Source organism: Neisseria bergeri (assembly GCA_003044455.1).
In the GTDB taxonomy this organism is placed as follows: domain Bacteria; phylum Pseudomonadota; class Gammaproteobacteria; order Burkholderiales; family Neisseriaceae; genus Neisseria; species Neisseria bergeri.
Genome location: POWY01000001.1, coordinates 54159 through 67764, shown reverse-complemented (window position 1 = coordinate 67764; position 13606 = coordinate 54159). Strand labels below are relative to the sequence as shown.

The 13606-nt window shown below is 52.6% G+C and carries 14 protein-coding genes; 9 read left to right on the top strand and 5 right to left on the bottom strand.

The genetic code is table 11. The features are described from left to right. Positions 1-198: 198 nt before the first annotated feature. Positions 199-1785 (top strand): L-lactate permease, encoded by a 1587-nt coding sequence (locus DBY86_RS00400; protein ID WP_003711191.1) that lies wholly within the window; start codon positions 199-201, stop codon positions 1783-1785. On the opposite strand, the gene DBY86_RS12810 is transcribed toward DBY86_RS00400, so the two are convergent. Together DBY86_RS12810 and DBY86_RS00395 are read right to left on the bottom strand one after the other, a co-directional pair. Continuing rightward, a complete protein-coding gene (locus DBY86_RS12810) occupies positions 1782-1940 on the bottom strand; it encodes a hypothetical protein (RefSeq protein WP_159068528.1) in 159 nt (52 codons plus the stop codon). The two genes, DBY86_RS00400 and DBY86_RS12810, sit on opposite strands and share 4 nt — an antisense overlap. A 17-nt stretch (positions 1941-1957) precedes the next feature. Beyond that, on the bottom strand, positions 1958-2161 hold the full coding sequence (locus tag DBY86_RS00395; RefSeq protein ID WP_002241191.1) for a zinc-finger domain-containing protein: 204 nt from the start codon (positions 2159-2161) through the stop codon (positions 1958-1960). Positions 2162-2276: 115 nt separating this feature from the next. On the opposite strand from DBY86_RS00395, the gene DBY86_RS00390 reads away from it, so the two are divergent. After that, positions 2277-2774 carry a DNA-mimic protein DMP19 gene (locus tag DBY86_RS00390; protein WP_107818491.1) on the top strand — a complete coding sequence of 166 codons (498 nt, stop codon included), beginning with the start codon at positions 2277-2279 and terminating at the stop codon, positions 2772-2774. 81 nt (positions 2775-2855) lie between these two features. Beyond that, positions 2856-4049 (top strand): amino acid aminotransferase, encoded by a 1194-nt coding sequence (locus tag DBY86_RS00385; RefSeq protein WP_107818490.1) that lies wholly within the window; start codon positions 2856-2858, stop codon positions 4047-4049. Between the two features lie 521 nt (positions 4050-4570). Here the strand turns inward: DBY86_RS00385 and hemC are convergent. Further along, positions 4571-5506 (bottom strand): hydroxymethylbilane synthase, encoded by a 936-nt coding sequence (gene hemC / locus DBY86_RS00375; RefSeq protein ID WP_107818488.1) that lies wholly within the window; start codon positions 5504-5506, stop codon positions 4571-4573. A 118-nt stretch (positions 5507-5624) separates the two neighbouring features. Here hemC and ybeY point away from each other — a divergent pair, with 118 nt between their 5' ends. From ybeY to DBY86_RS00360, 3 genes are all read left to right on the top strand, one after another. Continuing rightward, positions 5625-6140 carry an rRNA maturation RNase YbeY gene (gene ybeY, locus DBY86_RS00370; RefSeq protein ID WP_107818837.1) on the top strand — a complete coding sequence of 172 codons (516 nt, stop codon included), beginning with the start codon at positions 5625-5627 and terminating at the stop codon, positions 6138-6140. Between the two features lies 1 nt (position 6141). Next, the gene (locus DBY86_RS00365; protein ID WP_107818487.1) at positions 6142-6966 is read left to right on the top strand and encodes an HlyC/CorC family transporter; all 825 of its coding nucleotides are present in this window, start codon (positions 6142-6144) and stop codon (positions 6964-6966) included. A 126-nt stretch (positions 6967-7092) separates the two neighbouring features. Next, positions 7093-7452 (top strand): hypothetical protein, encoded by a 360-nt coding sequence (locus DBY86_RS00360; RefSeq protein ID WP_107818486.1) that lies wholly within the window; start codon positions 7093-7095, stop codon positions 7450-7452. 250 nt (positions 7453-7702) lie between these two features. Here the strand turns inward: DBY86_RS00360 and nhaC are convergent, their stop codons facing one another. Beyond that, positions 7703-9082, bottom strand: coding sequence for a Na+/H+ antiporter NhaC (nhaC, locus tag DBY86_RS00355; protein WP_107818485.1), 1380 nt, complete (start codon positions 9080-9082; stop codon positions 7703-7705). 290 nt (positions 9083-9372) lie between these two features. Continuing rightward, a complete protein-coding gene (locus DBY86_RS00345) occupies positions 9373-10596 on the bottom strand; it encodes an MFS transporter (protein WP_107818484.1) in 1224 nt (407 codons plus the stop codon). Positions 10597-10801: 205 nt separating this feature from the next. Here DBY86_RS00345 and DBY86_RS00340 point away from each other — a divergent pair, with 205 nt between their 5' ends. The 3 genes from DBY86_RS00340 to DBY86_RS00330 all read left to right on the top strand — a co-directional run bounded on the left by DBY86_RS00340 (position 10802) and on the right by DBY86_RS00330 (position 13528). After that, on the top strand, positions 10802-11215 hold the full coding sequence (locus tag DBY86_RS00340) for a YqaA family protein (RefSeq protein WP_107818483.1): 414 nt from the start codon (positions 10802-10804) through the stop codon (positions 11213-11215). 45 nt (positions 11216-11260) lie between these two features. After that, positions 11261-11890 carry an endonuclease III gene (nth, locus tag DBY86_RS00335; RefSeq protein WP_107818482.1) on the top strand — a complete coding sequence of 210 codons (630 nt, stop codon included), beginning with the start codon at positions 11261-11263 and terminating at the stop codon, positions 11888-11890. A 138-nt stretch (positions 11891-12028) separates the two neighbouring features. Next, a complete protein-coding gene (locus DBY86_RS00330) occupies positions 12029-13528 on the top strand; it encodes a DegQ family serine endoprotease (RefSeq protein ID WP_107818481.1) in 1500 nt (499 codons plus the stop codon). The last annotated feature ends 78 nt before the right edge of the window (positions 13529-13606 follow it).

Genomic DNA, 13606 nt, shown 5'->3' with positions numbered 1-13606 from the left:
TCACCATCCTTAACCCGCATTAATAGCTATTATCGATAAAATGCTTGACCGATTACATAAGATTACGTAAAGTGTGCAAACGCATAATAATTGGTCTTACCAATTTATCTTTTAACCAGAATATCGGGTGTGCGGGATTTGAACGTCTTTCCAAACCTCGACGCGCCTTATGATGCAAATGCCTAAAAAGGATTCGTTATGGCACTTTTCCTCAGCATATTCCCCATCGTCCTGCTGATTTGGCTGATGGTGAAAAAAAACAGTATGCCTTCCTACGTCGCACTGCCGATTACCGCAGTGCTGATTTACGCCATCAAACTTTTCTACTTCGGCGATGCGGGAATGCTGCTCAACGCCACCGCCGCTTCCGGCCTCGTCAAAACGCTCACGCCGATTACCGTGATTTTCGGCGCGATTATGTTCAACCGTATGATGGAAACCACGGGCTGCATCGATGTCATCCGCAAATGGCTGGCGACCATCAGCCCGAACCCCGTAGCGCAACTGATGATTATCGGCTGGTCGTTTGCCTTTATGATTGAAGGCGCATCCGGCTTTGGCACGCCTGCCGCGATTGCCGCGCCGATTCTGATGAGCTTGGGCTTCAATCCGTTGAAAGTAGCGATTTTCACTTTGGTGATGAACTCCGTCCCCGTCTCTTTCGGTGCGGTCGGTACGCCGACTTGGTTCGGTTTTGCACCGCTGAACCTGAGTGCCGAAGATATCCTCGCCATCGGCAGGCAGACCGGCGTGATGCACTTCTTCGCAGGTTTCGTCATCCCCGTCATCGGCTTGAGTTTTATCGTACCTTGGTCTGAAATCCGCAAAAACTTGGGCTTCGTCGCCATTGCCGTTTTCTCCTGTACCCTTCCCTATGTCGCATTGGCAATGGTCAACGAAGAATTTCCTTCTTTGGTTGCCGGCGCAATCGGTCTGATGTTTTCCGTATTTGCAGCTAATAAAGGCTGGGGCTTGAGCAAAGACCACGCCAAAGACCCGAATGCCGAAAAAGTGCCGTTCGCCCAAGTCGCCAAAGCACTCGCCCCTTTGGGTATGCTGATCGGTATGCTGGTGGTTACGCGCATCAAACAACTTGGCATCAAAGGCATTTTGACCAGCAAAGAAGAATGGTTCAGCTTCCAACTGCCGTTTGATTTGTCCAAAATTACCGTCAGCGACTCCCTGACAATTACCTTCGGCAATATTTTCGGACAAGATGTCAGCGCGTCCTACCAAACGCTGTACGTTCCCGCTTGGATTCCGTTTGTCTTTACCGTTTGGATCTGCATCCTGCTGTATAAGACCAAATTCAAAGATGCTTGGACGATTTATGCCGTAACCTTCAATCAAACCAAAAAACCGCTGCTTGCCCTGATGGGCGCGCTGATTATGGTTCAGCTGATGCTGGTCGGCGGCGACAATTCGATGGTGAAAATCATCGGTAAGGAATTTGCCGCAATGGCGGGCGAACACTGGGTTTACTTCTCGCCGTATTTGGGCGCGATCGGCGCGTTCTTCTCCGGCTCCAACACCGTGTCCAACCTGACCTTCGGCCCGATTCAGCAGCAAATCGCCTTGGATACCGGCCTGTCCGTTACCCTGATTCTGGCGTTGCAATCCGTCGGCGGCGCGATGGGCAATATGGTGTGCCTCAACAACATCATCGCCGTATGTACCGTATTGGACGTGAAAAATTCCGAAGGTGCGATTATCAAGAAAACCGTTATCCCGATGGCGATTTACGGCGTGATTGCCGTCGTCGTGGCAATGATTTTCTTCCTCTAGGCGAAACGCCGCCATCCATAGCGGCAGCACCATACGGGGAACGGAAACCGCCGTTCCCCCGTCAGGGCGGCGCGTCGGGCAGAATACCCGTGCCGGAACAAGCCCGCCCAGCCAAACAAATGCCGTCTGAAACCGGAAAAGGCTTCAGACGGCATTTTTCCGCCGTTTGCATTCAGGCGTAGTGATGATGCGGCATCTTTCCGTCAAGGCGGTAGCGCGTGCCGCAATACGGACAGGCAACGCTGCCCGACTCTCCTTCGCCCAAAGGCAAAAACACCCTCGGATGTCCGTTCCACTGCTCGTTGTCCGGTCCCGAGCAATACAGCGGCAGATTTTCCGGCAACACGGAAATTTCCTGCGGATTCAGATTGTCCATTCGATTTTCCTTCACGTGGTTGGTGTACGCCTATTTTACGCCATCGGCAGGCTAAAGGATATTTTCGGCGCAAAGCCGCAATCCGCTATAATCCCCACTTTTCAGACGGCATACTATGACTGCGCTTACCCTTCCGGAAGACATCCGCCAACAAGAGCCATCCGTTCTGCTCTATACCCTCGTTTCCGCCTACCTCGAACACACCGCCCAAACCGGCGACGAATCCCTCTCCTGCCTGTCCGACGACCAGCACACGCTGACCGCATTCTGCTACCTCGACAGCCAAGTCGAAGAAGGCGGCTTCGTACAGCTTATCGCCTCCGGCTACGGCGAATACATTTTCCGCAACCCGCTTGCCGACAGCCTGCGCCGCTGGAAAATCAAAGCCGTGCCGAAAGTCTTGGACAAAGCCAAAGCCCTCTACGAACAACACGGCGAAACCATCGAAACGCTCGCCGACGGAGGCGCAGACATCGAATCCCTGCGCAAACAGTTCCCCGACTTTGAAGAATGGGACGGCGCATACTACGAAGCCGCCGAACAAGACCTGCCCCTGCTTGCCGAACACATACGGTCAAACTGGGAAACCTTCGCCCATATCGGGCAGGTATAGGCACTGCTGTTTCCAGCACATATAAAACAGCGTAAAATCGGCAAACCCGAATTACCTTCCGTCCCCATCAAGGAGCAAGCTATGTTCTTCAAGCACATCGAAGCCGCCCCCGCCGATCCGATTCTCGGTTTGGGCGAAGCATTCAAAGCCGAAACCCGCCCTGAAAAAGTCAACCTCGGCATCGGCGTGTACAAAGACGCATCCGGCGCAACACCCATTGTCAAAGCCGTCAAAGAGGCTGAAAAACGCCTGTTGGAAAGCGAAACCACCAAAAACTACCTGACCATCGACGGCGTTGCCGACTACAACGCGCAAACCCAAATTCTGCTGTTCGGCAAAGACCACGAAATTATCGCCAGCCGTCGCGCCAAAACAGCGCAAAGCCTCGGCGGTACGGGCGCATTGCGTATTGCCGCCGAGTTTGCCAAACGCCAGTTGAACGCGCAAACCGTCTGGATTTCCAATCCGACCTGGCCCAACCACAACGCCATTTTCAAAGCCGTCGGCATCCAAGACCAACCTTATCGCTACTATGATGCCGCCAAACACGGTTTGGATTGGGACGGTATGATTGAAGATTTGAACCAAGCGCAAAAAGGCGACATCGTCCTGCTGCACGGCTGCTGCCACAACCCTACCGGCATCGACCCTACTCCCGAACAATGGGAAACTCTGGCGAAACTTTCTGCCGAAAAAGGCTGGCTGCCGCTGTTTGACTTTGCCTACCAAGGCTTCGGCAATGGTTTGGAAGAAGATGCCTACGGCCTGCGCGTGTTCTTGAAACACAATACAGAATTGCTGATTGCCAGCTCTTATTCCAAAAACTTCGGTATGTACAACGAGCGCGTCGGCGCGTTCACTTTGGTGGCCGAAGACGAAGCAACCGCAGCCCGCGCCCACAGCCAAGTCAAAACCATCATCCGTACCTTGTATTCCAACCCGGCTTCACATGGTGCGAACACCATTGCGCTGGTGTTGAAAAATGATGATTTGAAAGCACAATGGATTGCCGAACTCGATGAAATGCGTGGCCGCATCAAAACCATGCGCCAAAAATTTGTCGAGTTGCTCAAGGCCAAAGGTGCTAACCAAGACTTTGATTTCATTATCGAACAAAACGGCATGTTCTCTTTCAGCGGCTTGACTCCCGAACAAGTTGACCGTTTGAAAAACGAGTTTGCCATTTATGCCGTCCGCTCCGGCCGCATCAACGTCGCCGGCATTACCGACGACAACATCGATTATCTGTGCGAAAGCATTGTAAAAGTACTGTAAAAGTACTGTAAAAAGCGCAGCTATATGAAATGCCGTCTGAACCTCAACCAGTTCAGACGGCATCTGTTTTTTGTTAAAAAACAATAAACTATAACAATTTCAAACAAGCTGAAAACATCTATAAAACCAACCCAATATGATGAACTCAAATAAAAAATACGAATATCATCATTCTCAAATTCAAAATTTGAACGCCACAGTATAGTGGATTAACTTTAAACCAGTACGGCGTTGCGTTGCCTCGCCTTGCCGTACTATCTGTACTGCCTGCGGCTTCGTCGCCTTGTCCTGATTTTTGTTAATCCACTATATTATCCGAAGCCACAAAAACCTTTCCGCCGTCATTCCCGCGCAGGCGGGAATCCGGGAACCCAATGCTGCAAGAATTGATTAGAAACAACTGAAACCGAGCAAACTGGATTCCCGCCTGCGCGGGAATGACGAAATAAGGCGAGCAAAAATGATGGAACAAATTAATTAAAAACAATAACTTATATTATTTTCTTAAATTTTCGATAAAATCAATTTTCCGTATTCAATACCGCCTCAATCAATTCCTGCGCACCGTCGTCCGCCAATTTCTTAGCGACTGCGCGTCCGAGCGCGTCGGCGTATTCGGCAGGTGCTTGCGCGTCCGCCTGCAACACAACCGAACCGTCAGGATGACCGACCAAGCCGCACAAGGTCAGCAAGCCGTTTTCTTCCGTGCAATATGCGGCCAGCGGCACTTGGCAGCTTCCGCCCAAAGCGCGTGCGAGGGCGCGTTCGGCGGTAACGCAGGCATTGGTAACGCCGTGGTTCAAGGGTTTCAAAACCTCATACAAATCTTCGCGGTGCGCGGCAATTTCAATACCCAATGCGCCTTGTCCGGCGGCAGGCAGGCTGTCGGATTCCGACAAAATCATGCGGATGCGTCCGTCCAATTCCAGACGCTGCAAACCGGCGGCGGCAAGGATAATTGCGTCGTATTCGCCATTGTCCAACTTGGACAAACGGGTTTGCACATTGCCGCGCAAAGGTTTGATAAGCAAATGCGGATAGCGCGCGCGCAACTGGGCTTCGCGGCGCAGGCTGGATGTGCCGACAACCGCGCCTTCGGGCATTTCTTCCAAACGCGCGTATTGGTTGGACACAAACGCGTCAAACGGATTGGCGCGTTCGCCGATGGCGGCAAGCGCGAAACCTTCGGGCAAATCCATCGGCACGTCCTTAATCGAATGCACCGCCAAATCGGCGCGACCGTCATATAAAGCCTGTTCCAACTCTTTGACAAACAAGCCTTTACCACCGACTTTTGACAAAGTTCTGTCCAAAATCCGGTCGCCGCGCGTGGTCATGCCCAAGATTTCGACTTCGCAATCGGGATACAGCGCCTTCAGACGGCCTTGGATATGTTTCGCCTGCCACATAGCAAGCAGGCTTTCGCGGCTGGCGATGACGAGTTTTTTCGGGTTCATGTTCAATGCGTTCAAAGAATGGAAACGGCGTGAAGTCTATCATATTTTGAACGTTTCTTCAGACGGCACCGTCAGGTCTATGTTATATTTACGCCCACAAAACACGAAACCCGCCACAATGAAACGCGCCAAAAAATACCCTTTCTTAACGTTGCAGCGGCAACGTTTCCATTTGAACTTTGAAAACGCCTCTTCCGCCGCCGGCATCCCCGCCGAACGTGATTTCTACCGCTGGGCTTGGTCTGCCCTGAAAAGCGGATACCGCCGCGCCGACATCGGTTTGATCCTTTTGGACGAAGAAGCAGCACGCGCCTACAACCGCGACTACCGGGGCAAAGATTACGCCACCAATGTATTGAGTTTCGCGCTCAACGAAGGCGAAACCCTGCCCGGTCAAGTTTCGGAAAAACTGTACGGCGATTTGATTATCTGCCCGCAAGTCGTATTGAAAGAAGCCGCCGAACAAGGCAAAACATCCGAGCAGCATTTTGCCCACCTGACCATACACGGTACGCTGCACCTGATGGGCTACGACCACATCGAAGACGATGAAGCCGAAATAATGGAAGCCGAAGAAATCCGCCTGATGCGGGCGGCAGGCTTCCCCAACCCCTACCGAGAGGACGGACATTAAAATGGACGGCGCACAACCGAAAACAAATTTTTTTGAACGCCTGATTGCCCGACTCGCCCGCGAACCCGATTCCGCCGAAGACGTATTAAACCTGCTTCGGCAGGCGCACGAACAGGAAGTATTTGATGCGGATACGCTTTTAAGGTTGGAAAAAGTCCTCGATTTTTCCGATTTGGAAGTGCGCGACGCGATGATTACGCGCAGCCGTATGAACGTTTTGAAAGAAAACGACAGCATCGAACGCATCACCGCCTACGTTATCGACACCGCCCATTCGCGCTTCCCCGTCATCGGCGAAGACAAAGACGAAGTTTTGGGCATTTTGCACGCCAAAGACCTGCTCAAATATATGTTCAACCCCGAGCAGTTCCACCTCAAATCCATTCTCCGTCCCGCCGTCTTCGTCCCCGAAGGCAAATCACTGAACGCGCTTTTAAAAGAGTTCCGCGAACAGCGCAACCATATGGCAATCGTTATCGACGAATACGGTGGCACATCGGGTTTGGTCACTTTTGAAGACATCATCGAGCAAATCGTCGGCGACATCGAAGACGAGTTTGACGAAGACGAAAGCGCCGACAACATCCACGCCGTTTCCGCCGAACGCTGGCGTATCCACGCGGCTACCGAAATCGAAGACATCAACGCCTTTTTCGGCACGGAATACAGCAGCGAAGAAGCCGACACCATCGGCGGTCTGGTCATTCAGGAATTGGGACACCTGCCCGTACGCGGCGAAAAAGTCATCATCGGCAACCTGCAATTTACCGTCGCACGCGCCGACAACCGCCGCCTGCACACGCTGATGGCGACCCGCGTGAAGTAAGCACCGCCGTTTCTGCACAGTTTAGGATGACGGTACGGGCGTTTTCTGTTTCAATCCGCCCCATCCGACAAACATACAGCAAAACCACCGTACCAATCCCAATCATCCCCGATCAGGAGACCCCAAATGAACAAACTGATACCGTCCCTTATGCTCTGCGTCCTGCTTTCAGGCTGCCTGAACATCGGCAGCGGCTTTCGTGTGCCGCCCGATGCGTCGGGCTGGTGGGAGCTGTGCAACGAAGACAAAATTTATCCTGCTAAAAAAACTCCACCGGAAGCCAGCAGAGCCAAGCGTGATGAAATGCTGCGGCAGATGAATCTGTATGGACAGCGAAAGCTCGACGATATGTTTTCCTGCGGCTATGACCCGATTGGCGGCGGAGACAGTGAGCAAGATGCCTGCGTGCGCAAGAAAGGCTGGTACCCTTCGGGCAAAGATACCTATCCCGAAAACAAAATCTACGAGCAATGCCAGCACGACTAGGCTGCTTTCCGCATTTCAGGCTGCCTGCAAAGGCAGCCTGAAATACGGTATACCGGCCGAAAACAATGTGTGAAAGACGGCTACCGTACTAATAGTGGATTAAATTTAAATCAGGACAAGGCGACGAAGCCACAGACAGTACAGATAGTACGGCAAGGCGAGGTAACGCCGTACTGGTTTAAATTTAATCCACTATAAAAATGCCGTCTGAAACCAGAAAACAAGTTCAGACGGCATTTCGCTTATCCGCTTATTTTTTACTCAAAGTCAGCCCCGTCCAACCGAACAGAAGTGTCAAAGCCAGACTCAAATAGCAGAAAAAGGCATACGGCAGATATTCCCAAACGGGTACGCCGAGGGCGTGGCTGATGAACACGCCGCACACGCTCCACGGAACAAGCGGATTGATGACCGTACCCGCGTCTTCCAGAGTCCGCGACAGGTTGCGCGAATGCAGTCCGAGTTTGTCGTACACGGGTTTGAACGTTTCTCCCGAAAGCAGGATGCTCAAATATTGTTCGCCGATCAGGAAGTTCACTCCGACCGAAGTCATGGCGACGCTGAACGTCGCGCGTCCGGCATTCGTCAAAAAGCTGCGGACGGCATCCAGCAGGGAAGGAATCGCGCCCAGCGCAAACAGCAGCCCGCCAAGGCTCATACCGAGAATCACGATGGTCTGCGTGAAAAACATACTTTCCAAACCGCCGCGCGAAATGAGTTTGGCGATGTCTTTAAACGCTTCGCCTTCGAGTTTGTAGCCGCCGTAAAACCACGCGCCGAGCTGACGCAGATCAGGCGTGCTGTGCAGATACGTTACAGCAACGGCAACCATGACGGTAAAGAGCATGGCGACGACGGCGTTGACGCGCATCAATGCCAAAACGACCAACAGCGCAAACGGAATCAGCGAATAGCCGTGCACCAATCCCGTGGCTTCAAGCTGGCTGCGGAAGGATTCGACGCTGTTCAAATCCTGCGCGGCGACGCTGGGAAGAAGCCAAAGCATCAGTGCCGCACTGATGAGCCACGCGGGGATGGTGGTGTACATCATATTTTTGATGTGCTCAAACAAATCGATACCGACGATGGACGCGGAAATGCCCGTCGTATCGGAAAGCGGGGACATTTTGTCGCCAAAAAACGCACCCGAGACGACCGCGCCCGCCGTCATCGCCATATCGGCCTGAAACGCCGCCGCCATACCCATAAAGGCAACGCCGACCGTGGCGCAGGTGGTCAGGCTGCTGCCGATGGACACGCCGATGACGGAACACAGCGCGAAGGCGGAAAAATAAAAATAAGTCGGGGAAATCAGTCCGAAACCGTAATACATCAGCGTCGGAATCGCGCCGCTCATCATCAGCGCGCTGACCATCAGCCCGATGAAGAAAAACAGGTAAATCGCGCCCATACCCTGATTCAACGCGCCAACCATCCCCGCCTGCATATCGTTGTATTTCAAACCGCGCGCCAAGCCGTACAAAATCAGCACGACGATGGCGGCAATAATGGACATATGCGGCAGCCACTCCAATGAAATGATGGTATAGCCCATCGCGGAAATCAGAGCGACGACGACGGCAAGTGCCTCACCGCGCGGCATATCGAGTAAGGATTTGAAAGCAAACATGATTCTTTGCCCGATTTGATATAAAGTTAACGGATTCTAACACACCATACCGAATCCGCCCGACGTTTTCAGACGGCATTTTAGCGTTTTACAAAAGCCTGATAGAAACAAAACGGCAATTTTCTCAATTTAAATTAATTTTCTTGAAATATAATTTTTTATTTTTTTGTTTGTTGGCATATAAGACTTTTATGGATTGAAGTATTAAAACCTCGGCACACACGCCGCAAACACCGGTACGCAAAAATGCCGTCTGAAAGGTGTTCAGACGGCATTTCTCAAGAAAAAGATTATTTGTCCGCCCTATATCCGTACACCGCAAAAAACACGATATACAGGTAACAGATAACGGAAACGACAAACGAAGACATCAGGGTGTAAGTATCCGCCGCCCAACCTTGAATCACCGGCACGACCGCACCGCCGACAATCGCGGTACACAGCACACCGGAAGCCGCGTTGGTGAATTTGCCCAATCCTTTGGTTGCCAAAGAGAAAATCGTCGGGAACATAATCGAGTTGAAAAAACCGATGGCAAGCAGCGACCACATCGCCACATCCGCATTGCCGCTGCCCGTCGCCATCGCGACGGCAAGCAGCACGACCGCAGCCGATGCGTTAAACGCCAGATAGCGGTTGGGCGCGAATTTCGCCATTACTGCCGAACCGAGGAAACGTCCGACCATCGCGCCGCCCCAATAAAACGACAGGTAATGCGCGGCAGAAGCATGATCCAGCCCTTTCAGATAACCCAATACGTTGACCATCAGCGAACCGATGGAGACTTCCGCACCGACGTAGCAGAAAATGCCTGCCGCACCGAACACGAGATGTTTGTATTGCCACACGCCGGTTTTGCCGTCATGGTTGTGTTCGCTTTTTTCGGCGGCAATTTTTTGCGCGTCGGGCAGGCGGATCAGTTTGACAAATACGGCAAGGATAATCAGCAGCCCCGCCAGCCCCAAATAGGGAATCTGTACGGAAGAAATCTGTTCCGCCTTGCTGACGGTTTGGGTTGCGTCCGCCAAAATCAGGAACGCGCCGATTTGAGGCGCAATGGCCGTACCCAAAGAATTGAACGCCTGAACCAGCGTCAGCGTTGCCGATTCCTTGCCGGGTTTCGCCAGCAGGGTTACATAAGGATTACCGGCAACCTGAAGCAGCGTTACGCCGGAAGCCAAAATAAACAACGCGCCCAAAAATACCGCATACGAATGGCTGCCCGCAGCAGGATAAAACAGCAGGCATCCGACCGCCGTCAGCAGAAAGCCGCCGATAACGCCGTTTTTGTAGCCGACTTTGCCGACAAAAGCCCCCATCGGGATGGACATCACCGCATAGGCGGTAAAAAAGCAAAATTGAACCAGCATCGCCTGAACGTAAGTCAGGTCGAAAATTTCTTTCAAATGAGGGATAAGGATGTCGTTCATGCAGGTAATAAAACCCATCATGAAGAACAGCGTGGTCAAGACGACCAATGGGGACGTATGGTTGTTTTGTGATTGCGCAGACATGATTTGCCTTTCATTTTATTGGAATACATTGCACGGTTCGGACGGCAAAAATTGACATTCTTCAAGGGTGGCGTGAATCATACTGACATTTCACAAATTTGCAAGCCGCCGGCATATCCTTGCCGGACAACATCCGCTATTATCCCGACAAGCACGCCGACGCTGTATTTTTTCAATCCTCATTTTGATTTACCACAAACCGTACATGACCGTCTTTTACGCCTACGCCGCCCTCGCTTTTTCCGCCTTCACTTCCGCCACCCTCCTGCCCGGCACGTCCGAAGCCGCCTTTGCCCTGTTCGTCCGCAACTTCCCCGAACATGCATACGGCGCATGGCTGTGCGCCGGTCTTGCCAACGGATTGGGCAGTATGGTTTCCTATTGGATGGGGCGTTTGCTGCCTTCCCGAAAAATGCCGTCTGAAAAAACACTGAATCTGATGCGGCGTTTCGGTATTTGGCTGCTGCCGTTTGCGTGGCTACCCGTCGTCGGCGACGCGCTGCCGCTTGCCGCAGGCTGGCTGCGGTTGAATCCGTGGACAAGCGGGCTGATGCTGGTTGTCGGCAAGACGGCGCGTTACGCCTTCATTCTGTGGGGAATGCAATATTACGCCGCCTGAACCGTGCGTTATAATGCCGAACACACAAACCCACCGTATAAAAAAATGAACAGACACATCCGCCAAGAAATTTTCGAACGCTTCCGCGCCGCCAACCCCCATCCGACCACCGAGCTGAATTTCAACTCCCCTTTCGAGCTTTTAATTGCCGTTCTGCTTTCGGCGCAGGCGACCGATGTCGGCGTAAACAAGGCGACGGCGAAGCTGTTTCCGATTGCCGATACGCCGCAAGCGATGCTGGATTTGGGCTTGGACGGCGTGATGGAATACACGAAAACCATCGGGCTGTATAAAACCAAGTCCAAGCACATCATGCAGACCTGCCGCATCCTGCTGGAAAAATACAACGGCGAAGTACCGGAAGACCGCGAGGCTTTGGAATCGTTGCCTGGCGTGGGGCGCAAAACGGCAAACGTGGTATTGAACACGGCGTTTGGACACCCCGTTATGGCGGTCGATACGCATATTTTCCGCGTGTCCAACCGAACCAAAATCGCCCCTGGGAAAGATGTACGCGAAGTCGAAGACAAACTGATGCGCTTCATTCCTAAAGAATTTCTGATGGACGCGCACCACTGGCTGATTTTGCACGGACGCTACACCTGCAAGGCACTCAAACCGCAATGCCAAACCTGCATCATCAACGATTTGTGCGAATATCCCGCCAAATCCTGACCCTCCCTTTCCGTTCAAAATGAAACGCTTGAAAATTCGGACGGACGTTGTAGAATTTCATCCCATGCCGTCTGAAGCCGACAAAATGCGCTTCAGACGGCATTGAAGTCAATATCGGCACAACACAAAGGACGAAACGTGTTCAAAAAATACCAATACCTCGCTTTGGCAGCACTGTGTGCCGCCTCGCTGGCAGGCTGCGACAAGGCAGGCAGCTTTTTCGGTGCGGACAAAAAAGAAGCATCCTTCGTAGAACGCATCGAACACACCAAAGACGACGGCAGCGTCAGTATGCTGCTGCCCGACTTTGCCCAACTGGTTCAAAGTGAAGGTCCGGCAGTCGTCAATATTCAGGCAGCCCCCGCCCCGCGCACCCAAAACGGCAGCGGCAATGCCGAAAACGATTCCGACCCGATTGCCGACAACGACCCGTTCTACGAATTTTTCAAACGCCTCGTCCCGAATATGCCCGAAATCCCCCAAGAAGAAGCAGATGACGGCGGATTGAACTTCGGCTCCGGCTTCATCATCAGCAAAGACGGCTATATTTTGACCAATACGCACGTCGTTACCGGCATGGGCAGCATCAAAGTCCTGCTCAACGACAAGCGCGAATATACCGCCAAGCTCATCGGCTCGGATGTCCAATCCGACGTAGCGCTTTTAAAAATAGACGCAACGGAAGACCTCCCTGTCGTCAAAATCGGCAATCCCAAAGATTTGAAACCCGGCGAATGGGTAGCCGCCATCGGCGCGCCCTTCGGTTTCGACAACAGCGTTACCTCCGGCATCGTCTCCGCCAAAGGCAGAAGCCTGCCCAATGAAAGCTATACCCCCTTCATCCAAACCGATGTCGCCATCAATCCGGGTAATTCCGGCGGCCCGCTGTTCAACCTGAAAGGACAGGTCGTCGGCATCAATTCGCAAATATACAGCCGCAGCGGCGGATTCATGGGCATCTCCTTTGCCATCCCCATCGACGTTGCCATGAATGTTGCCGAACAACTAAAAAACACCGGCAAAGTCCAACGCGGGCAACTGGGTGTCATCATTCAGGAAGTATCCTACGGTTTGGCACAGTCGTTCGGTCTGGATAAAGCCAGCGGCGCATTGATTGCCAAAATCCTTCCCGGCAGCCCCGCAGAACGTGCAGGCTTGCAGGCAGGTGACATCATACGCAGCCTCAACGGAGAAGAAATACGTTCTTCCGGCGACCTTCCCGTCATGGTAGGCGCCATCATGCCCGGTAAGGAAGCCAGCCTCGGCGTATGGCGCAAAGGTGAAGAAATTACAATCAAAATCAAGCTGGGCAACGCCGCCGAGCATACCGGCGCATCATCCAAAACAGATGAAGCCCCCTACACCGAACAGCAATCCGGTACGTTCTCGGTCGAATCCGCAGGCATTACCCTTCAGACACATACCGACAGCAGCGGCGGACACCTCGTCGTCGTACGGGTTTCCGACGCGGCAGAACGTGCAGGCTTGAGGCGCGGCGACGAAATCCTCGCCGTCGGGCAAGTCCCCGTCAATGACGAAGCCGGTTTCCGCAAAGCTATGGACAAGGCAGGCAAAAACGTCCCCCTGCTGGTCATGCGCCGTGGCAACACGCTGTTTATCGCATTAAACCTGCAATAACCCACATAATTTGACCAAAATATTTTTTTAGATGATAAAATGCCCGTCAACACTGATTAACGGGCATTTTAAAAAATC